This window comes from Bacteroidales bacterium (assembly GCA_031275285.1).
Taxonomy (GTDB): domain Bacteria; phylum Bacteroidota; class Bacteroidia; order Bacteroidales; family UBA4181; genus JAIRLS01.
Genome location: JAISOY010000167.1, coordinates 16194 through 41529, shown reverse-complemented (window position 1 = coordinate 41529; position 25336 = coordinate 16194). Strand labels below are relative to the sequence as shown.

At 40.4% G+C, this 25336-nt stretch carries 21 protein-coding genes, 1 tRNA gene and 1 pseudogene; 12 read left to right on the top strand and 11 right to left on the bottom strand.

The window, feature by feature from the left end; all coding sequences use genetic code 11:
* The first annotated feature begins 31 nt into the window (after positions 1–31).
* From LBQ60_16660 to LBQ60_16645, 4 genes are all read left to right on the top strand, one after another.
* Positions 32–103: transfer RNA gene (locus LBQ60_16660), tRNA-Thr, on the top strand.
* Between the two features lie 197 nt (positions 104–300).
* Positions 301–2079 (top strand): hypothetical protein, encoded by a 1779-nt coding sequence (locus tag LBQ60_16655; GenBank protein MDR2039555.1) that lies wholly within the window; start codon positions 301–303, stop codon positions 2077–2079.
* 49 nt (positions 2080–2128) lie between these two features.
* Positions 2129–3154: an aldo/keto reductase gene (locus LBQ60_16650; protein ID MDR2039554.1), complete on the top strand. Its 1026-nt coding sequence runs from the start codon at positions 2129–2131 to the stop codon at positions 3152–3154.
* A gap of 32 nt (positions 3155–3186) precedes the next feature.
* On the top strand, positions 3187–4047 hold the full coding sequence (locus LBQ60_16645; protein ID MDR2039553.1) for a VOC family protein: 861 nt from the start codon (positions 3187–3189) through the stop codon (positions 4045–4047).
* A 988-nt stretch (positions 4048–5035) separates the two neighbouring features.
* Here LBQ60_16645 and LBQ60_16640 read toward each other — a convergent pair.
* The 3 genes from LBQ60_16640 to LBQ60_16630 form a co-directional block, all read right to left on the bottom strand.
* Positions 5036–7429, bottom strand: coding sequence for a glycoside hydrolase family 95 protein (locus tag LBQ60_16640; protein MDR2039552.1), 2394 nt, complete (start codon positions 7427–7429; stop codon positions 5036–5038).
* Between the two features lie 189 nt (positions 7430–7618).
* Positions 7619–9982, bottom strand: a complete 2364-nt coding sequence (locus LBQ60_16635; GenBank protein MDR2039551.1) for a glycoside hydrolase family 95 protein — start codon at positions 9980–9982, stop codon at positions 7619–7621.
* 224 nt (positions 9983–10206) lie between these two features.
* Entirely contained in the window at positions 10207–12477 is a 2271-nt protein-coding gene (locus LBQ60_16630; protein MDR2039550.1) for a hypothetical protein, read from the bottom strand.
* Positions 12478–13086: 609 nt separating this feature from the next.
* Here LBQ60_16630 and LBQ60_16625 point away from each other — a divergent pair.
* The 8 genes from LBQ60_16625 to LBQ60_16590 all read left to right on the top strand — a co-directional run bounded on the left by LBQ60_16625 (position 13087) and on the right by LBQ60_16590 (position 20951).
* Positions 13087–13677: a TetR/AcrR family transcriptional regulator gene (locus LBQ60_16625; protein MDR2039549.1), complete on the top strand. Its 591-nt coding sequence runs from the start codon at positions 13087–13089 to the stop codon at positions 13675–13677.
* Between the two features lie 7 nt (positions 13678–13684).
* On the top strand, positions 13685–14707 hold the full coding sequence (locus LBQ60_16620; protein ID MDR2039548.1) for a nitroreductase family protein: 1023 nt from the start codon (positions 13685–13687) through the stop codon (positions 14705–14707).
* A gap of 82 nt (positions 14708–14789) precedes the next feature.
* The gene (locus LBQ60_16615) at positions 14790–15515 is read left to right on the top strand and encodes a hypothetical protein (GenBank protein ID MDR2039547.1); all 726 of its coding nucleotides are present in this window, start codon (positions 14790–14792) and stop codon (positions 15513–15515) included.
* A 1-nt stretch (position 15516) separates the two neighbouring features.
* Positions 15517–16047, top strand: coding sequence for a hypothetical protein (locus LBQ60_16610; protein ID MDR2039546.1), 531 nt, complete (start codon positions 15517–15519; stop codon positions 16045–16047).
* Between the two features lie 237 nt (positions 16048–16284).
* The gene (locus tag LBQ60_16605; protein MDR2039545.1) at positions 16285–17604 is read left to right on the top strand and encodes an MATE family efflux transporter; all 1320 of its coding nucleotides are present in this window, start codon (positions 16285–16287) and stop codon (positions 17602–17604) included.
* A gap of 527 nt (positions 17605–18131) precedes the next feature.
* Positions 18132–19055 (top strand): hypothetical protein, encoded by a 924-nt coding sequence (locus tag LBQ60_16600; GenBank protein ID MDR2039544.1) that lies wholly within the window; start codon positions 18132–18134, stop codon positions 19053–19055.
* A 150-nt stretch (positions 19056–19205) separates the two neighbouring features.
* Positions 19206–19781, top strand: a complete 576-nt coding sequence (locus LBQ60_16595; GenBank protein MDR2039543.1) for a YdeI/OmpD-associated family protein — start codon at positions 19206–19208, stop codon at positions 19779–19781.
* A 129-nt stretch (positions 19782–19910) separates the two neighbouring features.
* On the top strand, positions 19911–20951 hold the full coding sequence (locus LBQ60_16590; protein ID MDR2039542.1) for a hypothetical protein: 1041 nt from the start codon (positions 19911–19913) through the stop codon (positions 20949–20951).
* A gap of 65 nt (positions 20952–21016) precedes the next feature.
* On the opposite strand, the pseudogene LBQ60_16585 reads toward LBQ60_16590, so the two are convergent.
* From LBQ60_16585 to LBQ60_16550, 8 genes and pseudogenes are all read right to left on the bottom strand, one after another.
* A pseudogene (locus LBQ60_16585) lies at positions 21017–21184 on the bottom strand (IS256 family transposase).
* A gap of 119 nt (positions 21185–21303) precedes the next feature.
* Complete coding sequence (locus LBQ60_16580; protein MDR2039541.1) at positions 21304–21957, bottom strand: SMI1/KNR4 family protein; 654 nt, start codon at positions 21955–21957, stop codon at positions 21304–21306.
* Between the two features lie 73 nt (positions 21958–22030).
* Positions 22031–22294 (bottom strand): hypothetical protein, encoded by a 264-nt coding sequence (locus tag LBQ60_16575; protein MDR2039540.1) that lies wholly within the window; start codon positions 22292–22294, stop codon positions 22031–22033.
* A 146-nt stretch (positions 22295–22440) separates the two neighbouring features.
* Entirely contained in the window at positions 22441–23322 is an 882-nt protein-coding gene (locus LBQ60_16570; GenBank protein ID MDR2039539.1) for an immunity 51 family protein, read from the bottom strand.
* A gap of 94 nt (positions 23323–23416) precedes the next feature.
* A complete protein-coding gene (locus LBQ60_16565; protein MDR2039538.1) occupies positions 23417–23560 on the bottom strand; it encodes a hypothetical protein in 144 nt (47 codons plus the stop codon).
* A 10-nt stretch (positions 23561–23570) separates the two neighbouring features.
* The gene (locus LBQ60_16560) at positions 23571–23879 is read right to left on the bottom strand and encodes a hypothetical protein (GenBank protein ID MDR2039537.1); all 309 of its coding nucleotides are present in this window, start codon (positions 23877–23879) and stop codon (positions 23571–23573) included.
* Positions 23880–24002: 123 nt separating this feature from the next.
* Entirely contained in the window at positions 24003–24455 is a 453-nt protein-coding gene (locus LBQ60_16555; protein MDR2039536.1) for a GNAT family N-acetyltransferase, read from the bottom strand.
* A gap of 167 nt (positions 24456–24622) precedes the next feature.
* Positions 24623–25321, bottom strand: coding sequence for a DUF1963 domain-containing protein (locus LBQ60_16550; protein MDR2039535.1), 699 nt, complete (start codon positions 25319–25321; stop codon positions 24623–24625).
* Between the last annotated feature and the right edge of the window lie 15 nt (positions 25322–25336).

Genomic DNA, 25336 nt, shown 5'->3' with positions numbered 1-25336 from the left:
TACAAAAAAAATATATTTTTGTATTAGGTTTGCCACTTTAGCTCAGCGGTAGAGCAGCTCACTCGTAATGAGCAGGTCGTGGGTTCAAATCCCATGAGTGGCTCGGAAATAGTAAATGGATAATTTTAAGCCTGTGAATTTTAGCATTTTACAGGCTTTTCTGTTTATGAAGTATGCTAAACTACGATTAATGAATTATGTTAATGATTAATACATATTAATGGTAAAAAATTAAACCATTGTAACAAGTAAAATGTAAATTTGAATCTTCTTGGAATAAGAATCCAAATAATTTCCCTTATGAACAGACTAATAATCATTTTATGTACTTTGTCGGTTAGTGGTAGCTTATATGCACAAAATTACTGGAATAACCGTACACAATTAACACCTTTTCGTTTTCCGTTAGTAACGGATAAATCTGCAATAGAATATATTGACCTGGATAACGACGGAGACCCGGATATTTTGAAAACCTATATCCTTGATCGTGTCCCTGTGATGTGGATTGACGATGATGACGATATGCAATACGGGGATACCGAAGGAGATACTGATAATGACTGTCTGCTGGTCGATAAAGATAAAGACGGGCGGTTTGCCGGTCCGAATGATCTCTCAATTGACTGGGTAGACGAAGATGGCGATGGTATTTCCGAAATACAAATTGTTGTATGGAATAAAGATGGTAAAAGGCGCGGAGGAATGGACGGATCCGATTATATGTTTATGATCGACGATGGCGAAAAAGACAACATCAAGCACAACATACAATGGAGTGATATAGTGTTGAAGTGTTGGCAGCGTAACAGCCATGCTAATTTTTACCAGGATTATCACGGCAACAATACTTTCCTGAAAATGCATGCCGCATCATTCCGTATCAAAGACCTTGAATATAACTGGGAAGTACCTTTTATATTCTTTGATCAGGATAACGACGGTTTATCCGAAATGGCTATCCGTTTGCTCGACTCTCCTAAGTATCGTCCTGCCGATAATTCAAATCCTGCATATAAGGATGAGAATCCCGAATATGATGTATTTTTCACTAAAAATATCGATTATGCTGCCCACACATATGATCTTGACAATGACAATGCACCCGGTAACGAATTCGATTTCGACATGTCCCTCCTTTTCAAAGGACCCGGATTTTCATATTCCGACCAGGTTCATCGTTTCAAAAACCTGAGGGGTCTGCCTGCCGCCGATAAGTTTTTCTTCGATCCAAGATGGAGGCAACTGGATCATCTTATTTATCCTGATCGGAACGCCGCATACGATTTGATCTATAGCCGCGGAAAATGGACCAGTTGCTGGTTTGTATTCGATGAAGATGATGACTGCAACCGTTGGGAAAGAGTTGAATTTTATGAACCCCGCGATTTGTTTAAAATTGGCATGCGTGAGGGTGGACTGGACAATAACCCACAAGCCGATCCTATAGGTGACAGAGGGGAATTTGATCAGGACAATTCAGGTAACGGTAGTCTCTATTTATCTCCGTTTGACGGGCGCATACATCTCTATGGTGCCGAATGGGGCGCATGGCGGATAGATCAGCAGGCCGAATATTTTCAGGGATATGGCGGATTGTATGACTATAAAAAATATGAGCGAAACACAGGGATTCCCGAAAAGTGGGCAACCGTTAAATACACAGATTCGGACAATAACGGTTTCTTTGATGTGATTGAATATGATTTGGATGGCGACCAGGTGTTCGAAGAGAAAGTATCTTTAAAAGCATTAGGTATTGATGACCGTGCCGCGATACATGTAACTGCCAAAATGAAACTTGAAGATTATCAGCAATTATATAAAGAAGCCACTGAAAATATATGGTTACGGGCAGAAGAGGCCATCCGCATTGCTGAAAAATATGGTTTAAATACAGCCTGGTATTCTTTTTGGAAGCAACCCCGCTCCATGCATGAAAAATATGCTTACGGATATTGGTTGAATTTTTATGTCTATAAAGATTTGTGTGATGCTGTGGTGCGCGATAATAAGCCGGAATTAAAAACCCGGTTGGATAAGGCTTATTATTCAGGTAAATGGGAGTCAATAAATTAAACAATAACAAATAGTTGTAAGGGTTTATTTATTAAAATAAAATATACTCATGGAAAAATACTCACGAAGAGAATTTATAAAAGGAGCTGTAGGAGCAGGTGTAGTGCTTTCTTTGCCGGGTGCCGGAGTATCCTGTATTTCATCCATTAAAAACCATTACGACGCAAAAGGATTACCAATAACCCTATTAGGAAATACAGGCGTAGCTATTCCGAGGATAGTGCTGGGATTGGGAAGTCGTTTCTGCCATATAGATAAGGCAGAGGAAGCATTTGAAATGTTGAATTACGCTTTAGATCATGGATTATACTACTGGGATACAGCTCATGCATACGATAATACGATTGCGCTACCTGCCGGGAAAACAAAACCCACAGAATTGGTCATCAGTGAAATTCGTGTAGGCGAAGTGGTGAAAACCCGCCGGAAAGAGATTTTCCTATCTACAAAAGTTCAGGCTCGTGAGCCCTCCGAAGCGATGAAGCAGATTGAACTCAGCCTGAAACGCCTCCAGACAGACAAATTGGATATGCTTAAGATTCACGGAGTAGAATCTATGGAGGATGTAGATGAAATGAGCCGGAAAGGACATCTGATCGACATTGTACAGAAAATGAAAGATGAAGGTGTTACCCGTTTTATAGGATTTTCGGGACACAGTAGTGCTGAAGCATTGAAAGAAATATCCGGAAGAGCCGAATTTGACAGTATGCTCTTAGCAATGAATCATTGGAGTGCAAAGCAAAATTTTGACCGTGAAAGTATCGCAATCCCAGAAGGAAGACGGAAGAAAATGGGCGTATTGCTCATGAAAGCTGTACGTCCAAAAGAAACCATCGATGGTTTGAATGCTAATGACTTGGTTACATACGCCCTTTCGCTGGAAGGTCCGGATGCAGTAGTGGTCGGGATGGATAGTGTTGATGTTGTGAAAAACAACCTGGATATATTACACCATTTTCAAAGATTATCACCTGCGAGAATGAAAGAATTGGCTTATCAGCTTGAACCATTTTATCAGCATAAAAACCTGCCATGGATGCAGGATGGGTATCAGGATGGCAATTGGGTATAATATGGATGGATATGAATCAAAAATATAGTTGAATGAAGTCAATTTCTTTGATAAGCATTGCATTGATATTGAATGTGAATATTTATTCACAGAATGTTAAAAGACCACCTATATGGGGTATTGCTAAAATGACTTACCTGGTGAGTAGTGATGTTTTAGCACAATCATATTATGGAGATTTTTTAGGTTTTGACAAGGCATTTACCTATCCTTCCCCTTTGGGAAAAATCACAACTTATAAAGTGAACGACCGACAGTTCCTGGAATTTGTAGAGGATAAACAAGCAAAAGAAAAAGATCGTTTGGTATCGGTAACTTTTGAAACAGAAGATGTCGAAAAAATGCGTCAATACCTCTCATCGAAAGGAATAAAAGTGCCTGCCGAAATTACAGTTGACGGAGCAGGGAACCTTGTCTTTGTTGTATACGATCCCGTTGGTGTCCCTATCGAATTTATGGAATGGGGGAAGAAATCATTACACGCTGCTTCAAAAGGTAAATATTTATCAGAAAGACGTATTTCCAAACGAATTCACCATGTGGGACTTTATACAGAAATACTGGAGGATAATCCTACATTTTATACGGAGATATTGGGATGTAAACTTTTTTTAAGATTTCCGGAAGATGTAAGGGAGAAACCCGGCATTCTTTACTTTCAAATACCTGGAACCACCGAATTCATTGAACATTATCCAACAGATACCCGTGATTTTTCCCATCCTTGTTTTCTTGCAACGGATATGCAGGAAGTGCTTTATACATTAAAAGAGCGCAGACGCAATGAAAAACTGGCCAATCCTATAATTGGGAAGGGGCGGCGATGGCTGTTGAATTTATCCAATGCAGATGGAACACGTATAGAATTTACTGAAATGTTTTTAGCGAAATAATAAACTATCGAATCCTATGGATAAAAATATTTTAGCTTCATGCCAAGATAGGAAAGCCAGATTTATATTTGAGAGGAGTATCGCAAGATACATTTACAACTTCTCCTGCATATAGTATGAGAAGACAAATAAAATATAGAATTCTTTAAATTATTATCTGAATAATAAATGGTTATCTTTTCTATATCCTTTCTTTTTAAGGATTAATCTTATTTATACATCGATTATAATAGGAATTTTGATCAATATGTCATTCCAAAAAGTGAATGGAAAACGAAACAGGATGTTTCATTAAAATTAGCAGCCAGTTACATCTTTCGACTAAGATAATAAAACTATAGACGATATCTTACAAAGTGGGATTTGAACTATGGAAAGGCGTGAAAACGATAAATAAGCCTGTAAAATAGTAGTTTACAGGCTTATTTGTTTTGTGAAATGTGTTCATTGAATGCTAAATACCATTTTTGAAGCCTGAATCCTTTTAAGTTATTTTCCCATTCAATCGTTCAGTATACTGATATTCAGCCTATTTTTATTAGTGGAGCCTATTCACAGTTTAAAAATCATAAAAATTTTGTTGTGACCGAATAGTTACATAACTTTATGTCCAGTTGGTCACATTTAAGTAAAATATAGGGATGGTAAAAGAAAGAGATCGGCAACAGTCCGAAGAAAAATCAGACTTTTATCCCATTTCATTCACTACATCTACTGAGAAACAGTATTCCGATTCACGGTTGAAGAACCGGCCTTCGAACGCATGCGAGTATAGTATCATTGCATTGTTCAGATGATCCTTATCCACTCTCCAGCGAACAATATATCCGGTGGCATTGCGTACAGGATTCCAGTCAGGACGGAAAATCCTTTATCGGCATTATCCCGCCTGACGGTTATTTTATCGCTTTTTTCGACTCAAAATCAAAGCGTTACTCGCTATGCATGTATTTTAATATTGTTAGATGAATGGGCTGAAGTTTAAACGCTATTCGAATGACAGTGTTGTTTTATCATCAGCTTTCAGTGATATTAATTTTTTCTTGTTTTTGTACTTTACTTTTATATCGCCTGCATGATCGGCATGGATTTCAGCCGAAACCAGTTCACCATCCTCCCACTTCATATCTATTTCATAACCTCCGCGAGCCCTTAATCCATTAACACTCCCTGTAGTCCATTGATCGGGCAAGGCTGGCAACAAACTGATATTTCCTTCATGGCTTTGTACCAACATTTCGGCTATGCCTGCCGTTGTTCCGAAGTTTGCATCCATCTGGAAAGGCGGGTGTAATCCGAACAGATTGGGCGAAGTACTTTTAGATAAAACCGTATGTATGCTTTTACAGGCTTGTTCGGCCTCGTGTAACCGTGCGTACTGGCTGATCAGCCATGCGGCACTCCAACCTGTATGCCCGCCGCCATTGACGATGCGGAAGTCAAGTGATTTTTTTGCCGCTGCCGCCAGTTCCGGCGTATGTTCCAGATTGATCTGCGAACCGGGATGCAGGGCAAACAAATGGGAAATATGACGATGCCCGGGCTCTACCTCAGGGAATTCTTCCGCCCATTCCATCAAACGGCCGTCCGAACCGATCTGGGAGCCTGCCAGTTTTCCCCTGTCGTTCCTTATTTTTTCAACAAATTCATCCGTAATACCCAGTTCCTCCGATGCCATCAGGAAATCGGTGAAAAGTTGCCATATTACCTGCTGATCATGAGCAGGCCCCATACTGATCTGGCAATGGCTGCCATCGGGAGCGATAAATGTATTTTCAGGCGATACAGCGGGACCGGACACTAATTTTCCGGTTTTAGGATCTTCTACCAGCCAGCCTGTATAAAATTCAACCGAACCTTTCAATGCCGGATACATTTTCTGTAAAAAGGCTTTGTCGCGGGTAAAAGCATAATGTTCGGCTATATGGGTACTGATCCATGCGCCGCCGCCGGTATGCATTCCCCAGCTTGCCTTTTCGCCCGGAGCGGTATAACCCCAGACATTGGTTATCGGGTGAACCACCCAGCCATTCAGGTGATATTGAACCGCTGCCGTTTTTCTGCCCGGTTCGGCGATTGATAGTATCAGGTCGAATAACGGCAAATGCATTTCCGGCAGGTTAGTTACTTCCGCATGCCAGTAATTCATTTCCACATTTACGTCGGTATGGTAGTCACCGTTCCAGGGAGTTTGAAGTTTATTTGCCCAGATACCCTGAAGGTTGGCCGGAAGCGTGCCGGGACGGGATGAGGCAATCAACAGGTAACGGCCATACTGGAAAATCAGTTCAACTAAATGATTGTCGGAAAGGGTATTCTTAAAATCTGCCAGGCGGATATCGGTCGGAACCGGAATAATTTCATCCGGAGTAATATCGAAATTTACCCGTTTAAAATAGGGTTGGTATTCATTTTTATGACGATTCAGCAAATCATCATATTTTTTCGACACTGCTTTTTTTATGTTTTCATTTACTATGGTTAGATAGTCACGTCCTTTATATTCCGGATAGTTTAATACATAATCGGTAGATGCGGAAAGCACCAGTACAACTTCATCGGCATTTTCAACAACCAACAGCGAATCTTTGTACTGAACAGCCCCATTTTTATTAACGGCCTTTAAATTAACGGCATATTTCAATCCCTTTCCCCCTTTTCCATCGGAAAGTGCTCCCGACATCACAAGCCGTTCATTTTCCGTATACGTATTATAACACTCAGGGCGGTTCATGCCGCAGGTAAATGATATTTTTCCCGGCTTATCGGCTGTAAAACGCATGACCACTACCTGATCCGGCTGACTGGTAAATATCTCGCGCCGGTAGTTTACTCCGTCCTGTGTATATTTTACCCGTACTACGGCATCATCCAGGTCAAGTTCACGGTAGTAATTTTCGTAAGAAGATTGTTTTCCGTTATCGATCCATAAATCGCCCAACGTCTGGAAACAGCCGAAAGGAACGGCAGCGCCGTTGCCATGCCCCGATCCTGCGCCTTTACAAATCTGTGTTTTATTCGTTAATTCGGTTGCTTCCTTGTATTTACCCTCAAAAAGAAACCGGCGTATTTGCGCCTGGGCAGCAAAAGCATCCGGATTGTCATTATCATCAAGGCTGCCGGACCACATACTTTCTTCATTTAGTTGGATACGTTCCCTGTTTACATCGCCAAAGACCATAACTCCCATAGAACCATTGCCTAAAGGTAGGGCTTTCAGCCATTCGGCATCATCACTCCATCCATTGGGACTATCTTTTACCGAAGCGTCGGCAGGAAGATTGTACCACAATTTAAGATGTTCCTCGTGTTTGGTGTTGGTACAGGAAATAAAAGTAAGCAATATGAGGATTGCGACTGATTGAATGAAAGGTGATCTCATGCAGGTTTGATTTGATTATGAGGTTTTATATTTATATCGGTAGAACCATACCATATGTCTGTTAATGTTACTTCTTTAACATTGCCGATGTACATGCCACATTTGTAATCCGGTAGCCATGTGCTAACCGTAACCTGACACGATATTAACTTTTTGAACAATCCTTTGGTTTACCGGAGTTTATTCATTTCACTTATTTACTTTAGTAAATTGACTCTCTTTAATGGTATACTCTTTCCCCTTTTCCATATTCAGGGTCAGCTCCATACCCCGGTATTTCAAACGGGCCGGAAGTCCCAGTCCGGATTTCACAGTAAGGTTGGACAACCGGCCATTTTGCCATGCAATATCTACTTCGAAACCGCCCCGGGCCAGCAATCCTTTAACACTTCCGTCAGGCCAGGCGCCGGGCAGTGCAGGAAGGATGCTTAGTACGCCTCCATGCGATTGCAGGAGCATTTCAGCAATGCCAGCCGTGCCTCCGAAGTTACCGTCTATCTGGAAAGGAGGATGGGTATCGAAGAGGTTGGGAAGGGTAGACTTACGGAGCAGTTCCATGGTGTGGAGGTAGGCGTTTTCACCGTCGTGAAGACGGGCATAAAAGTTAATCACCCATGCGCGGCTCCATCCGGTATGTCCTCCGCCCGATGACAGCCTCCGGCTGAGGGTTTTCTTTGCCGCTTCGAATAATTCAGGTGTCTCCGGGGTTATCTGTGTTCCGGGATGAAGACCCAGCAGGTGAGACATGTGCCGGTGTCCGGGTTCTGCTTCCTCATAATCCTCAATCCATTCCTGTATGCCTCCGGTCCGGGGAGAGACCTTTACGGGCGGCAGATCGGCAAGTACCCGGGCCAGCGTATCGGAAAAAGCAGCATCGGTATTTAAAACTTTTGCGGCAGCCATACAATTATTGAATAGCTCGGTAATGATTTGGATATCCATGGTAGCTGCGTAAGTCATGTTCGAAGGCTTTCCGCTTGCCGGGTCGAAAAAAGCGTTTTCAGGAGAGTTGGAGGGTGCGGTAACCCATTGCCCTTCCTTATCCCTGATAAGGAAATCAAGCACAAACCGGGCTGATGATTTCATCAGCGGATACGCCTGTTTACGAAGGTATTCCATATCGCCGGTGAATGCATAGTGTTCATACACCCTGAATGTCATCCATGGTCCACCCATCGGGAAGCAGCCCCAGATACCATCCATCACGGCCGTACGTCCGAAGGCGTCGGTGAGGTGGTGCACGGTCCAGCCCCGCGCGCCATAGGTTTCCCTTGCCGTAACGGCGCCGGGTACCTGCAATTGTTCCAGAAAATTAATCAGTGGTTTGGTAGTTTCCGGAAGATTACAGACTTCGGCAGGCCAGTAATTCATCTGAAGGTTGATGTTGGTATGAAAATCTGAGTTCCATGGTGCATTGAAATCCTTGTTCCATATTCCCTGGAGATTAGCCGGGAGTATACCGGGAAAACGGGAGCTGCCCATTAGCAGGTACCGGCCGAACTGGAAATAGAGTGCGGCCAGCTGAGGATCATCTGCGTCGTCTTTTATTGCTTTCAGGCGCCGGTCAGTGGGTAGGGCCGACTGGTGCGGGTTGTTTCCCAGGTCGATGGATACCCGGCTGAATAGTGACCGGTATTCTTTCAGATGATCGGCCAACAGGGTACGGTATGTTTTCGAACGGGCCTTGTCGATGATGTTGCGGCAAACCGCTTCCGGATTGATGGAGCGGTCGAAATTCAGTTCCCTGAGGTTATAATCGGTGGCTGCAGTGAGCAAAATAATGGCCTCATCCGCTTGTTTTATACGCAGGGCATTGCCTTCATCAAGCACTTCTCCTCCCTTGTTATTTACATGCAATACAGAAGCAAATTTCATATGGGGGCCACCGGGACCACGTTTGGGATCGTCCTCATCCTGTATCTGTCCTGTCATCAGCAGTCCGTCTTTTATCGTTGCCGTGACCGCATCACGTTCACGGTTCAGTTTGAGTATGGCATCCAGCGCTCCTTTGCGGGATGCTTTCAACCGTATGACTATCAGGTTATCGGGCGCCGAAGAAAAGACCTCCTGCGTAAAAGTGATCCCATCCGCGGAATAGCTGGTTTTGCATATGCCTGTATTCAGGTCCAGCTCACGGAAATAAGCAGAGGTATCCCGTACGGAATGATCAATCCATAGATCGCCCAGCGTCTGGTGGGAACGCACCCTGACGGGAACACTCAACATGCTTTTTGTAGCCAGCTGTGAGGCTTCGCTTAATTTGCCATCAAGTACCAGCTGTTGTATTTCTTTCAGATTTTTCAGAGCATCGGGATTGTTGCTGTTGATTTGCGAACCGGCCCATAGGCTTTCTTCATTTAATTGTATCCGTTCATTGACAGGATGGCCAAATACCATACCACCCAGGCGGCCATTACCGACCGGCAGGGCTTCTACCCATCCGGCAGCCGGTTGACGATACCAGAGACGGAGATCGGATGGTTCTTTTTTACTGTCTGTGCATCCTGTAAACAGGAGACCCAGAATGAGAAGGAAAGGAACGATTGATTTCATGCGGGTTTATTTTTAATATTTATTTAATTTCATCTGATTAATATTATTTGACAGTCGACTCATGATAATATTGTTCAAGTTGTTTTTTGAAGGCCAGATGACCCTCGAAGAGTATTTTATCGGCAAATATATTCTTATCAGATAACTTTTTAGTATTATTTTAAAAAAAATCCTGATCGCTATCAAATCACATTTAAAGTGCATTTTGAAGATGATCATTCATTTTAATATCCTTCAGCTCTTTTTAGCGGAAAGGATGCTTTCCGTTCCCCGTTTTCCAGCCGGTATAATGTCCAGCTGTTCCCATCGTTCCCGGGTTCCAGTGTCCAGTCATATGCCGGATTGGTCAGCATTTTCTTTATGCGGCGCGGAAAGGCATTGGCTGCCCTGGCATCTTCCCAGGTACGTATGGCTTTGAATATTTTGTCTTTTTGGGGACAACTTTCTACATCTTCCTGGCCCAGGGACAGGAGATAGGTAGCGCCGAAACCTACCGACAAGGCTTGTATATGTTCGTACTGTTCGACAGTCGAGGTTTCTTTGATAGCGAAATTCCTGCCGAACGATACGGGGAAATAATTCGACCAGGTTACATCCCTGAGGTCTTTTCCCTGACTGGTGGTGCTTCCCCATTCACGGGTATTCAGGTCGTAAAGGTTTTTTCCGCCGCCTACGTTCCATGCGCTTTGATAATGCCACGAACCTTCGGAGAGGGTGGCGCCGGTGAACCGGATATGTGGTATGCCGTGCTGCTGCGCCCGTTCAAACATTTTCCGGAAAAAACGTTTGGCTGAATAGTAACCGTGTCCGTTGTTGAACAGGAATTCCTGACCGTCGAAGTCATAGAGGGTCACCCCGTTGATTGCAGCGACATCGGCATAGTATTCTGCTATTTTATCCTGAAGGGCCATATTGGGTATGATACCCTGGTAGCCATACCTGATGGTAACCTGTAACTTATAGATGGTGTCGCCGGCATGGTGCGGGGAAGACGTTGTACCCCAGTAGCCTCTGGTCACCTTTTTCAACCGGTAGGGCGCTTCATCCGTTACTCCGAGGTAGTGGATGAGTTCTTTTCCTATCTTTATCATGTTCAGTTCTTCGCAATGTCCTTCCCAACTGGCTATTTCGTTCAGGTAGGCCGGATCGTCGACTATGATAGCAGTGTCACCGGGCATCAGGTCGTATACCAACAGGCGTTTTTGCTGATAACAAAGGCTGTCACCCGGTACCGGGCTTGCATCTTTTGTCCCCGGCGCCAGGGAATTTGTGATATTGACCCTTCCCAGCCATATTCCTTTTCCGGCGGCCTCTTCGGCAAATTCTTTGTGTGATTTGTTGCCGGATGCGAACCGGAAGGGTTTATGTTCGAAATCTTTCCCGTCAATGTATCCGCGGTTGCCCCTGTCGGGTCTTAAAAACCCCCTGTCGGAAGCAAGTACCGACTTGAATCCCAATCTCCGGGTATATGAAATAAGACTATCGTAGCGGTTTCCGTAAGTCGTCACATCGGGAACATAAGCGGCAGGGTCCTTTATCCACTTGTCGTTCAGGGTCGGGTAGGGTAATCCTTCCTCTAAAACGATGTGCCGGATCACATCCGTTAAGGCGGAGCTATCCGGACTTCCCCACAGAGCAACGGACGAGCCTGCGAAGTCGATATCCAGCGGCGCTACATCGATATGGTTGGGAGTGTTTGCTTTCATATTGGGAATCAGGGAGTAGTATACATTGCGCCTTTTCCTCCTGTCCCTGGAAAAATACTGTACGGATATACGGCCGTTCCCGTCAATGGTGGCTGCGTTTCCATACAATATCCTGTAATACGGTTCCTTATGGGCATAAAAAGCCACATCGTTGACGCCGTTCCCGCCTAATGTAAAGATCTGTCCTTCGCGCAGATGGCTTGGAAGGGGATATTTTTCGGGGTCGGGCGAATGTATGATGTATTGAAAGGGTGCTGCATCTCCTTCCAGGTCGGCAGTTCCACTAAGGGTATTATCGTCTAAAGCCAGCGCCCCGATGCTGAAATTCACCTGTTCGCTGGTATCGCGCGCTACCCCGATAATTTCGCCGAACAGGTTGGTTATATTTGTATGGTATGATCCCCATTGCACGGCGTCTACTCCATTCCTGGGTTCCAGCGAGGAGAGCGTGAGTTTGAAGTATTTATCCTTAGGGGTAATCCTGATTTCCGCTACGGAGCCGTTCGTATAAGTGAGTGCTACGGTACCGGATAATGAACGGAATTTTGCCTGTTGCGGATAGTAATATATCTTTTTTTCACTGTCGTAAAGGCTCAATAATGGAGACGGATTGTCTGCGGGGCTAAATTCCCTGTGTGGACGCACGGTGATGTTCTTCATGCTTCGGATATAGCCTCTGTTGTCTATCCCGATGCTGAAATAATCGGTGGAAAATGTCCGGTAAGCGCTCCTGTTACAGGAAAATAGGATCATGCTCGAGACCAGGAAAGGGAGTATATAGTACTTCATAGGTATAGGGTAATGAATGTGAATAAAAGAATTTTTATCTTCGGAAAAAGGATTATTGTTCGTATAATTTCTTTATCTGTTCATCATCAAGAATGGTATTGTATATCCCCGCCTTTTATCAATTCATCATGTCGGAACCAGCAATTATCCAATGGTGTTCCAGTTCATTGATTGGATACATTTCTGAATAAGTATGATTTCAATGATTCTGGATTGCAGTTTTTCACATAATTTCAAAAAAATTGATATCACCTCTATTCAAAAAACCCATGGACAAAATACAAAATTTTAAAATAAAAAATATTATTTCAGGAATTGGAATATGATTTTTTCCAAAACTACTAACTTTTTCAATTTGCTGAATAACTGGCATTTTCTCCTGATAACCGTTCCTGGCTTGCTACTCAGCTGATAATATTAAATAGCTGAATTTTTACAGAGATTGTCCGGAGTCTTTATAAATTCTATTTATCGATTAATGCGCTGATATTCATGATGTATACCGTTAGTGTGATCTATTTTCAGATAAAAAATCATTAAAAATTTTGTTGTGACCGATTAGTTACATATCTTTGTGCCCAGTTGGTCACATTTAAATAAAATATAGGCATGGTAAAAGAAAGGGATCGGCAACAGTCTGAAGAAAAGCTGATTAACGCTGTCGGAGAATTGATCGAAGAGATTGGCTTTGAAAATCTTGGAATCAATCAGGTTGCTAAGAAAGCGGGATTTTCCAAAAATTTAATTTACAGATATTTCGAATCATTGGACGGGCTTATTTATGCCTATATGAAAAAGCATGACTTTTGGGTAAATGCCCATAATGAAAAACCTAGTACCTCTGATATTAAAACATATCTGAAAGATTTTTACCGCCGGGAGATCGCCGGGTTCAGGGGAAATATTGCCCTAAAAAGGTTGAGAAGATGGGAATTGTCTACAGATAAAGATTTTGTGGTAGAAATCCGTGCACAACGTGAGAAAAACGGAGTACAATTCATGGAGATAATGTCCGGGTTTGTAAAGATTGATAAAGAGCAATTGCAAGCCATATCTGCCCTTATTGATGCGGGAATCGCTTATCTGGCCATGTTTGAAGACAATTGCAAAATGTATAATGGTATTGATATTCAAAGTAATGAAGGATGGGAACAGATACTCAAAGGAGTCGATCTGCTTATTGAGACAATGATAAAATGATCTGTTCATGAAAATAGTAAATTTAATGATAACATTCATCCTTGTTTATATGGTAAATGTAAATGCACAACATCCTGATCACCTGTTTATGATAGAGCAGGCAATAAAGGCTCCATCCGGTCATAATACACAGCCCTGGCTTTTCAGTATCAATGACGGTAATATCCGGATACATCCGAATTATGATAAATCCTTACCTGTGGTCGATCCTGATAACCGGGAATTATTTATCAGCTTAGGATGTGCAGCGGAAAACCTATGCATCGCCGCTTCACAAAAAGGATATGATGCCGACATGAACATTTCGGAAGAAGGGATCATCATAATAAATTTGAAGAAAGACAGTACCGTAGGGCCGGATACATTATTTAAACAGATCTCCATCCGCCAGACTAACAGAAGTATCTATGATGGACGGATCATTTCTTTCGATACAATAAGTTTCCTGAAAAAGCTCTTTGAAACATCAACAATCAAAGCATATTTTTATAAAAACGGGACAGAGGAATTCAACTCTATCTCCGATTGTGTTATCAAAGGTAATGTACTACAAATGCAGGATAAGGCATTTACTGACGAACTTAGATCCTGGATGCGGTTCAATAAAAAACATCAGGATGAAACAAATGACGGATTGAGTTATGCCGTTTTCGGTGCTCCTAATCTGCCCCGGTTCATTGTGAAACCTATCATGTCAAGGGCTGTAAACGAAAGATATCAGAACAAAGGCGATAGGAAAAAGATCGCCTCTGCCTCTCATTTTGTCCTGTTAACCACTACATCTGATACACGGGATGGATGGATACGGCTTGGCATGATCCTGGAACGGTTTTTATTGAAATCAACAGAGTTGGGAATAGCACATGCCTATATGAACCAACCGAACGAAATCAGTGAATTATCCCTTAAAATGGCTGAAACATTGAATCTCACCGATGAATTTCCTACGATATTGTTACGGATAGGATATGGGGAGAAAATGCCTTATTCAAAAAGAATGGATATGAATGAGGTGATTTTGCACGAATGATAAAGAAGAATAGACAGATATATTTTTTGTTTACAATGTAACCATTTGGTCACATTTATTAATAATATAAAATCAAGTAAAAATGAAAGCAGAAATTTTAGTAATTGCAGGGATTATAGCGATGGGAATGCTTTCTTCCTGTAATAAAGATTTAATAATGTATGAACAGGGAGATATTAAAATCTTTGTGGAAAAAGGAGATGCATGGCTGCATGATTTCCCTTTGTTTTTGGGTATTGAAAAGAAAAACCCGCCGCAAATAGCCATATGGATTGAGGACATGGCCGATAATTATGTTACCTCTGTTTATGTCAGCCGAAAAATAGCGAAGGAATCGTGGCAAAGTAACAAAGGAAACAGACGGAAAGAGTCACTGCCGGTCTGGTGTTTTTCCCGCGGGATCCAATATCCGGACGGATTATACCTGCCGACAAAAGATGAGCCGCTGACCGATGGGATTTCCGGAGCAACGCCGAGTGGAAGCTTTGACGTGAAAATAAGTCCGGTTGGAGCATTAAAGCAGTTTGTTATAAAAATCGAAATAAACCATTCCACTGACTGGAACGATCATTATCCTGAAAATGCAAAAGAGGGTAATAACAATTACTCCGGCGGGAAAGGAGGTAGCGGTCAACCGGCTGTTATTTATTCGGCAACGATAGACCTCGATTCGAACCAAAAGCAATATACGGCGACCCTGACGGGACATAGCAGTCCGGACGGCAGTAACGGAGAAATATATACCGACTTATCCTCTTTGACTTCTGCCCTGGACATAGTAAAAGAAATTACCATAAACATTCAATGATATGAAACGATCCATCTTTATTCTATTATTCAGCCTTACAATTGTTGCAGTCAAGGCACAAACCGGAAATGGGGACAAAATATCTTTTGCAACAACTATCGGAACAGGTTTACATATAAGCAAGCCCTCTTCAACACCTTTCATATGGCAGGTTATCGCCTATTATAAGCTATCCGGCAAATGGTCTGTGGGAGCAGGAACGGGTTTATCATTTTATGAAAAAATGCTGGTCCCTGTGTATGGAGATATAAGATTTCAAATCGGCAGGGAACGTAAGTTCATACCTTATGCCGGACTTGGTGCCGGATATTCTTTTGCAACCGCAGGCGATGCCAATGGTGGATTTTTCATGAATCCCTCGATCGGACTTCAATATCCATTAAAAAATAAAATGAAATTACAGTTGGCAATCGGCTATGAACTACAGAAACTGGAACGGTTGAAAACACAAACAGATGATTACTTCTATAAAGAATTTGCAGAAAAACTGAATCACCATATGATTTCCATCAAGCTGGGATTATCTTTCTAACAAACGATGTTGTCAGATAAAATCGGAATACATATCTTTGTGTTTTACCATTCAATCTAATGTTTCATTTATGAAGTGGCAACTCTGTATATAGCTATCCAGCTTCGGGTTTGCCGGGGAATATCTCTCCGGCATTAAGTTGTTATGCCCGTATCTACCACAGAGTTTAATCAATAAAAATTATTAATGATAGTTTACAGCACTTTCAAAGTGTTGTATGCCATTTCATAAAAACAAATGAACTATACATATAAACAAATCTGGCTCATCAATCTGCCCATATTGGTGAGCCTGTTCATGGAACAATTGATCAATTTAACGGATTCCATATTCCTGGGACATGTCAGCCAAATAGACTTAGGAGCATCAGCCTTAGCAACCATGTATTATACTGCTATTTATATGCTCGGATTTGGTTTCAGCCTTGGAGCACAGGTGGTCGTTGCAAGACGAAATGGGGAGGGACAATATGCAGATACCGGTAAAGTGTTTTATCAGGCCCTGATCTTTTTATCTGTTTTTGCTGTTGTCGTATTCATACTATCCAGGCTGTTTTCGCCTCTACTCCTTCGCATGGTAATTACCTCGGATAATGTTTATCAGGCTACCATGAATTATATCGGGTGGCGGGATTATAACTACCTGTTTGCTTTCCCATTGTTAGCAATCCGGGCCTTTTTTATTGGAACGACCAATACCAGGATCCTTACAGCCAACTCCCTTGTTATGGTAGTATGCAATATCGTATTCGACTATTTGTTGATCTTTGGTAAAGCAGGATTTCCCCGGTTGGGGATCAGCGGAGCTGCTATCGGCTCATCGCTGGCCGGATTGGTCGGGTTGCTGTTTCTCATTATTTACATGTGGAAACACGTAGATAAAGAACGATATGGATTACATATGGTATTTGATCTGAGGTTATCGCTCCATTTGTTAAGCATATCCGTTTGGACCATGGTGCGCTCATTCTTTTGTATTGCTCCGTGGTTCCTGTTCTTTGTAGCGATTGAACATTTAGGGGAACGCGAATTGGCTGCCGCAAATGTGGTGAGAAGTATTTCCATGCTCTTTTTTGTGATTGTCAACTCGTTCGCAACTACTACGATTTCATTGGTCAGTAACCTTATCGGGGCAAAAAGATCGGAACAGGTGATGCCGACTTGCCGGCGAGTCATCAATCTGGATTATTCGATAGGTATTCCGCTTATATTACTGGCTTTTATATTTTCAGACAATCTGTTAGGGTTGTTTACGAATGATACGGAGGTTATCAGGACGGCATTTTATCCGTTTTGTGTCATGCTTTCGACATTTATCATTTCCGTACCTGCATATACTTATTGTAATACGGTGATCGGGACAGGCAATACTAAAATAGCATTCGTATTTCAGATGATAAATATAACTGTTTATTTGCTTTATCTATTCATGCTGTCCCGCTTGCCGAATGTTCCGCTAGCGATGTACTGGACTGCCGAGCAGTTGTATGTAATTATATTGTTCTTATTGTTTCTGGCATACCTTAAAAGAAATAAATGGCAAAATAAGAATTTATAAGTTTCAGATAAATACTTAATGAATCAGGTGTCTTAATATAAACGGGTGAATCGGAATTGACCGGCATAATTAAAATGCGTCTGCAGTGTGCAGGATGACAGGCAGCAAATTTTCAAAGAACAGAGTTCTTCGGACAAATACCACCTTTCCCTCAATGAACGGAATATTCCCGACTGGTTCAAACAGAAATATCAGGAACTGAAATAATCGGCAAGACCATATATCAGCCTCCATAGAAATCGGAAATCATTAAAGGTAAAGGTTTTTAAAGATACTTATGGCTGTTTTACAGATATATGCTAAATTTGTAAACGGCAAGTAGCTCATCCGATTTATAGAATATTCTTTTTGCGTATTGCGCATTTTGGATATCCTGACCGTTTTGCCCCAAAAATAACAGCCTAATAAAGTGTCGGTTGACTGTAAATATGCGTTGGGATGTTGGCTGCTATGCGGCGATAGCGCAGTGGACAACGCACTCGTTTTGAAATGACTTGTTTTTGATAGAATAATCAAAAAAGGCATATATGAAAAAGAAAGATTTTAGAAAGAAGTATTATAGATTAAAACTTCATATATGTAGTTTTATATTATTTTCGTTTTTGTGTCTTCCTGCATTGGCGCAATTCGACATTCTTTTCAAACCAAAAGAAAATGATGAAAAATATGTTTCAGTGCAACTGCAAGTATTTCCTCCATACAGACCTTTCCTTTCAGAATATGCAGAAGAACTTTCCGATAAGTTTCTTGTACGGATAATTTTGAATGATCTGTCAATGCTCCATGAACAGATAATGATAAAAATAACTCTCGAAGCGATGGATATAGTTTGGAAAAGTTATACAAATGTTTTTTCTTTTGAAGGTGAATACGTACTCGAACTCCATGGCGCTGATTTCGTTCCCTTTTTTGCTTCAATAAATTCTCCGCAAAACATATCCAAATTGGGAATGCTTCATTTTTCACCCAACACCGACCCTTATCGCATTCCTGATGGTCTTTATCGTATTGCTCTCGAAATAAGTGGTTTTGGCAACAAATTACTCCCTACGAAAGTGTACACTCCTTATTATCCGTTTTTTTTGGATGATCCACCAAAACTTCAAGCCCCAAAACATGAAACTGTTGTGGTTCAGGACATGGAACAAGGAGTTCATTTTGAGTGGAAACCACAACATGTATATTCTGAAAATATTGATCCAAATTTAGAAATTACTTATCAGTTCAGATTGTATGCATCTGATTTTGAAAAAGATATATCAAAATCAATACCTGTTTGGACACACACAACAGCCAACACCAATTACACGTTGACAGTTGATGACTATCAATTGCAACCAGACACAAAATACGTATGGCAGATAAAAGTGATTACCAACAAGCCAGACAAAACATATTTTAATAACGATGGATATTCAAAAATAGCCGAATTTGAGTACCGACAAAAATGACAAAATACACTGACAGCCAACGAGACGGTGTGGCGTAATGGTGGCAGTGATCCACAGGAAGTATAGTACGACTTTGGAAATATGTCTCCCGCCTGAATGTCAAGTCTCCGGAACGTTATGGGCAAGCTCTGTGAAAAAAATAGTAAGCAAATGAGAGAGGTTGAGAATTTAAAAACACAGTATTTTACAGATAGAAAAGATTGGAGAAAATGGCTCGAAAATAACTTTGAGACAGAGAAAGAAATTTGGCTTGTTTTTCCGGTCAAATCAACAGGAAAGCCTTGTATGTCGTACAATGACGCTGTTGAAGAAGCTCTGTGTTTCGGATGGATAGATAGCACGGTAAAAAAACTTGACGACGAACATAAAATTCAATGGTTTTTACCCCGAAAGAATAAAACATACTACTCTCAGCCGAATAAAGAACGGTTAAAATGGCTTTGGGAACATAATTTGATTTGCCCTAAAGTGAAAAAAGATGTGGAAAAGATGCTACAGGAAAAATTTCATTTCCCACAAGACATTATTGACAAATTGAAAAAAGATAAAATCGTATGGGAAAATTATCAGAATTTTTCGGAATCATATAAGAGAATCCGGGTCGCGTACATTGAAGCTGCGAGGAAACGACCTGAAGAATTTGAAAAAAGATTGACTAATTTTATGAAAAAAACAAGAGAGAATAAAATGATTGTTGGATATGGTGGAATTGAAAAATACTATTAATGCGAATCAACTACCGCTAACTAAGCGATTTGCCGCAAGCGGGGTAACAATGCAGTGGACAATAAAATAAAAAATTGGAAGTTAAACAAACTATAACCCACTCTGTAAGGAGTGTAAAAAGAAAATATCATGACACGGATTAAGAATTTTAAAACGAAAAATGTATTATGTCTTATTGTAGTCACCTCTTTTGTGTGCCTTTGTTTTTCGGGTTGCAGCTCTCCAGACACTCATCCGTTTAGTATTGATGTACATGAGGCGAAAATTTTTGAGGTTAATAACGGTTTCAAATTTGCGGACATTGATTCGAAGTATCCCGGAAATGGTGTATTGGGCAAAAACGATTATTCATATATGGCGGATGAAGCGGAGAAATGGAATAGAGCGATGGGTGGAACGGCAGATGGGATGGTTGCTTTTGTAGTCAGTTTTGATATGTATTACACCACAATAGAAAAAAAGGAATTTAAAGAACTGAAAAAACAGTACAAGGATTGGGAATTTTATGAAAAGGGTAGCGATTATCTGCCTTTTTTGAATAGATTTCTGTGTCTCGGTCAAAGAGGTGATCCCAATCTTCCACCTAACCCTACTTCTATAACTAAATATATCAAAGTTGAAAACATTGATCGTAAAAAACGAATAATAAAAAATTGCACTCTTTTTGGCGTAATTGATAAATCAATTATAATCAAAAGATCAAATTTATCTGATAGTGATGGAAAGATTATCGTCAGTTATACCGATGGCGAGAACAATTTTAATATCCCATTGAATATTGAAGGCCCTTTACTTGCTGAAATGTCAGTTCGTCAGGAAGCGCTTCTTCAGAAAAAACTTCTTCAGGAAAAGCGAAACGCTGCCAATTTGAAAATGCGTATTGATTTTGCATATCAAAAAAATCAGAATACGGTTACATTAGTCAAAGACAAGTTTCATTTCATAGATGATGCGAGTGGAAAAGAGATAGCATTTACAAAGATGGTTATAGACGGTGAGACAGTTGTTGGTATGCGAAGTTATTCCGATCGAAGTAATGATAGAACAGTCGCAGAATTTTCAATGACCGGCGGCAAATCTGTACAATACTTCAGCTATGGTCTATTGGCTCTTCCTATAATAAAAAACTATAAACTCGAAAACGGCACATTAACTATAGTGGATGAATAACATTCTGGTTGGGACTATCCATATTTTTGTGTAAATAGAAAACTCTAGGTCTACAGGATCCGGGTTTAAACCCGGATCCTGTTTTCAAATATTGTGAGAAATTGATTAAAAATCATTCCCCAGTTCCAGATCGGTTGATACCATTTCTTTTCGATTTCAGCAATAGCCAGATATACAGATTTTTTCAAGGCATCATCATTAGGAAAAGAGAGCTTGTTTTTTGTATATTTTCGGGACACTGTCTTTTTTTATGATTACTTTGGCTTTTGTTTGGATTGACATTTATTTTTCAAATTCAAGATTTACTGTGTTAAAAGTGATTCCAATTCGTTAATGTCCGACGGGAGGTGATTCATAACTCCTGAAAACCATACTCATCTAACTCTTTTTGTCTTTCTTCCGTCCTGGTTGAAGCATATAGTATATCATCTATTTTCCCGTCCTTGTCATAAAAATACCAGATCAACTTATCGTCTTTCTGGAAGGCAACAAACCCGTTGTGTTCAACAACTTTATCCCAATCCTGTGTGGTTTCTTCCAGATATTGTTCATATTCTTTCCTGTCTGCAAAATTACTTTCATAAACAGCACTTCCATATTCGAAACCGCCCTGGGCACACTGCAGATACATGACGACTTTTAAAAATTCTTCCATGGAGACTTCAGGATACCATTCCGGTTCATCTTCCTCGATGTCCGTGCACATATACACCATTTCATCATTGTTCCCCGCGCTGATTGCCCAAAAGCAGACGCCTTGGTTTTCTTCAAGGAATATAAGTTTGTCCCCGCTCATTTCCAATTCGTCAGGGTGTACAAAACACTCAAATGATGAGGTAAAGATTTCCATGTTTCCGACAGAGGTATAAAAATTTTTCAATGCAGCAGGAAACTTAATGCCCAGACGATTTTCAGCTTTTTCTACCAGATAATTGTCGATGCCGTCTTCTTTTGACAGATTTCTGCCGATCAGGCTTTGAGCGATTTCTTCAATTGTTTTCTTCATCTTTTAGTTTTATTGCGATACTCACTTTTATCATTTTCTCCTGTGCGTTTTTATATACCTATATCCTACATGTTCATTTGTTAAACCCGGTTATTTCATTTACCAACGATGCAGGAATACAGACGGCAAAATCCCAGGTTTCATCGTCATGTCCCACCATGATGATCACGATGTCGTTTTCAGCAGTCCAGAAAACGGAAGAATTTGCAGATTTTCCTGCTTTAATGGTTTTCCGGGCAGCCCAGTCAGTATCACGGATCCCAGCAAGCGTATCGATCTCCATCCGTGTGAGTCGGATATTCAATTCCCAAAACTCTCCGCCTTGTAGTTTTAACAAAAAACGCCATCACTTTCCTGAAGGGAAAAGTCTACTGTTAAGTTCATATTTTTATTTTTCATTTTTATTCTATCGACAATCTGTAATCAAACTTTCAAAATCCGGTTACTATCTACCTTGTGTCAAGTATTTATTATGTGTAGTCTTTATGGATAGTTCTCTTTATCAAACATCCAAACAGGAAATTCCCTTTTATTCCCAAACTTCAACATTTCTTCGGCTTTCTTTCTAACCTTTTCCGACTTATCTGTTTTTAGTTTTAATACCACTCCTTCAGGATACTCATACAATTCTTCCAGCCCCATTAATCCTAACCATCTTATGGTTGCATTTTTATTTTCAAGAGCTTCGGTAAAACAGGTCTTACATCTCAAATCGGGCAAGTGCCTGGAGCATATAAAAACAAGAGCCCAGATCAATTCCTGGTATACCTTGGAATTTGTTTCTTTATCAATCGCCTTCAGAAAAATTGAAACAGTTCCAGGGTGCGATAAATAATTGTCCCATTTTCTGGTTTTGGTCCTCGCTTCGGAATTGATTCTTTTGGATGCATGGATTTTTTCTTCATCTGTACCTCCTTCCAAAGCATTGATATATTCCTGTTGTTTTTTGGTCAAAGAAGGAAAAGGAACATTCCTTAAAAATTCTTCCTGATATTCTGTTTTCAGATCAAGGACAAATCCTTTAAGTAACAATTTTTCCGCTTCCTGTAGTGAAATTAATGGTTGCGTATTTTTTCCGGATGAATACAAATCTTCGCTACCTGTAATTTCCTGTAGCAAACTACATAATTGAAGCAGGCTCTCTTTATTTTTTGAACATGCACAAAACATCCCTGCCTCTGAGTCAAACCGAATGTCTTTATTAAGATGATGCTCTTTGGCTAACTTTTTTGCCAGTTTTTCAACAGAATATCCACCTCCGCCTTTCTCTCCGAAGTAATCGTCAAAAAAATGAAAATCGGAAGTTATCACAGAACAATAATCTTCGTGTTCTACTAATTTACATGGGAAATATTCATTCTTCATTTTGCTGTCTTTTGGGTGATACATAACATCAGGCGGCCCGGTATCCGGGCGTGGGAAAACCCGATAAAGTCAAACCACTGATGGATGATGTACATTATTTATTCATTTTCAACTCTTTCCGGATAAGTTCTTTCTCTGCCAGACGTTCCCTTTTCCAGAAATGCCTGCGCATATATTTTCGCAAATGTTTCACCCATTCTGCGCTTGTTGTCAATTGCCCTTTTCGTTTATGTGACATATTACTTTTTTTATTCTTTATATCGTTCAATCAAAGAAACCAGCAATTTACTTTGATTGATCTCTTCATTCAATAAATCATCGAAAGTTTCAGCCATAACACTATTCTCTGAAACAAATGACAAATATCCCTTTGCTTTCATATATTCGCCCTGCATCAACCAAAACTCACCTAAAAAGCAATGAGATTGAATTAATGTTATAAAATCATTCTCGTATTTTGCCGATAAAATAGCTTTTTCTAAAGATTCTACCACTTTTTCAAATTCTCTTCGTTTTAGAAGTAATTCAGCTTTATGGAGATAATGCCCTGCATTCATGATCCTATTATTTTATGTTTTCTATTTTTTCACCCGGCGAATGTGTTGCGCTAACATCCGATGGTCTGGCGTAGGACGGGTTTTTTCCGCATAAAGTCTTAAGTTACCTGATTTATCATTGTTTCATTGTCCGGATACATTCACTTTTAAATAGACCATATCTCTTAATTGCTTTCCGTTTTGAAATATTTCATGATCGTAATTATCTACGAAAAAGTCTTTTATGGTATGAGAATAAATAAACCCGAATTTTTTGTAAAACGACAATATCTTATCATCATCACCTGTTCCAACCAATAGTGCATCGCATTTATCTTTAGAGTTTTCAATGATATGTTTTATCATTAAACTTCCATATCCTTTTCCCTGTTCTTTTTCGTAAGTTGCAATATTTTTGATTTCACAGGTGTTTTCATCTTCCTGTGTTACGACACAAACTGTTTTTAAACCGGTGTCATATAAGGCAAATAAATCACCTCTATCTAAATATTTTCGAATCATGCTTTCCTGTTCATCGCCCAATAGCAGCAGATCCATAAACTGTTCTTTATTCACTGTTATTTTTTTTATTTCCATATACCGGTATTATTTCCTTTTTTCTTTAAACTTATTTTTATTTCGGTGCTGCTTTCTACCGGTTTGCATCTTGGTGGTCCGGCATTCGGGCTGGACAAAATCCGGATGAACTTCCGAGACGCGACTAAGCCCCGCCTGACGTTAACCCATATTCGCTGCCGTTTTTATTAGTAAAAGTCGCAATAGGATACCCATTCTCCTGTTTTAGTATTTTTTGCCAAAAAAATTGTCCCACTGTCTACTATATTCAAGTTTGCCTTTTCGTCAGAGGCTATTTGAAATACAAATTCAAAGTCTTCGCCAAAATATATTCCCGGTTGGCAAAAACTTGGGTATCCACCAACTTTATGACCGTAGTGATTTTCGGTAATATCATAATAATCCGTGATTTTTCCGGAATTTTCGAGTTCCAAAATTTCATCGACTATTTCGTCCGGTAATCCGCCACCATCCCACACCGGGAAATCCTCTTCAACTATTTGGGGTTTCAAAGGAAACGGTTTTATGAATGAGTCCTTGTTGGTCAAATCCTTAATGATTAATGAATCGGTTTTTGTATACTCTCTGATTTGCCAAATTTTCCCATTGGGCGTCAAATCAACAGGAAAATCCTTAGACATAAAAACCGTAAGAACTTTTGTGTCCGATAAACATTCAGGAACTGACGAAAAATTATCCAAACAAAGTTGAAATACCGTCATCATTAAATTTCCTTCACTGTCTTTTGGTATTTCCTCATTCTCTTTGTACAAGTAAACCCGTCCAATCCAACTTTCAGATTTTGAATTCGTCGGCCTAAAACCTCCTGTCATAAATACTGTTGCTGGTTTTGCAATTCGTTTTTTGATTTTTTCTATTTCTGTCATATTTAACTTCACATT

Coding starts and splice junctions, on each gene's coding strand:
- LBQ60_16655 (MDR2039555.1), top strand. CDS start 301: ATGAACAGACTAATAATCATTTTATGTACTTTGTCGGTTAGTGGTAGC.
- LBQ60_16650 (MDR2039554.1), top strand. CDS start 2,129: ATGGAAAAATACTCACGAAGAGAATTTATAAAAGGAGCTGTAGGAGCA.
- LBQ60_16645 (MDR2039553.1), top strand. CDS start 3,187: ATGAAGTCAATTTCTTTGATAAGCATTGCATTGATATTGAATGTGAAT.
- LBQ60_16640 (MDR2039552.1), bottom strand. CDS start 7,429: ATGAGATCACCTTTCATTCAATCAGTCGCAATCCTCATATTGCTTACT.
- LBQ60_16635 (MDR2039551.1), bottom strand. CDS start 9,982: ATGAAATCAATCGTTCCTTTCCTTCTCATTCTGGGTCTCCTGTTTACA.
- LBQ60_16630 (MDR2039550.1), bottom strand. CDS start 12,477: ATGAAGTACTATATACTCCCTTTCCTGGTCTCGAGCATGATCCTATTT.
- LBQ60_16625 (MDR2039549.1), top strand. CDS start 13,087: ATGGTAAAAGAAAGGGATCGGCAACAGTCTGAAGAAAAGCTGATTAAC.
- LBQ60_16620 (MDR2039548.1), top strand. CDS start 13,685: ATGAAAATAGTAAATTTAATGATAACATTCATCCTTGTTTATATGGTA.
- LBQ60_16615 (MDR2039547.1), top strand. CDS start 14,790: ATGAAAGCAGAAATTTTAGTAATTGCAGGGATTATAGCGATGGGAATG.
- LBQ60_16610 (MDR2039546.1), top strand. CDS start 15,517: ATGAAACGATCCATCTTTATTCTATTATTCAGCCTTACAATTGTTGCA.
- LBQ60_16605 (MDR2039545.1), top strand. CDS start 16,285: ATGAACTATACATATAAACAAATCTGGCTCATCAATCTGCCCATATTG.
- LBQ60_16600 (MDR2039544.1), top strand. CDS start 18,132: ATGAAAAAGAAAGATTTTAGAAAGAAGTATTATAGATTAAAACTTCAT.
- LBQ60_16595 (MDR2039543.1), top strand. CDS start 19,206: ATGAGAGAGGTTGAGAATTTAAAAACACAGTATTTTACAGATAGAAAA.
- LBQ60_16590 (MDR2039542.1), top strand. CDS start 19,911: ATGACACGGATTAAGAATTTTAAAACGAAAAATGTATTATGTCTTATT.
- LBQ60_16580 (MDR2039541.1), bottom strand. CDS start 21,957: ATGAAGAAAACAATTGAAGAAATCGCTCAAAGCCTGATCGGCAGAAAT.
- LBQ60_16570 (MDR2039539.1), bottom strand. CDS start 23,322: ATGAAGAATGAATATTTCCCATGTAAATTAGTAGAACACGAAGATTAT.
- LBQ60_16565 (MDR2039538.1), bottom strand. CDS start 23,560: ATGTCACATAAACGAAAAGGGCAATTGACAACAAGCGCAGAATGGGTG.
- LBQ60_16560 (MDR2039537.1), bottom strand. CDS start 23,879: ATGAATGCAGGGCATTATCTCCATAAAGCTGAATTACTTCTAAAACGA.
- LBQ60_16555 (MDR2039536.1), bottom strand. CDS start 24,455: ATGGAAATAAAAAAAATAACAGTGAATAAAGAACAGTTTATGGATCTG.
- LBQ60_16550 (MDR2039535.1), bottom strand. CDS start 25,321: ATGACAGAAATAGAAAAAATCAAAAAACGAATTGCAAAACCAGCAACA.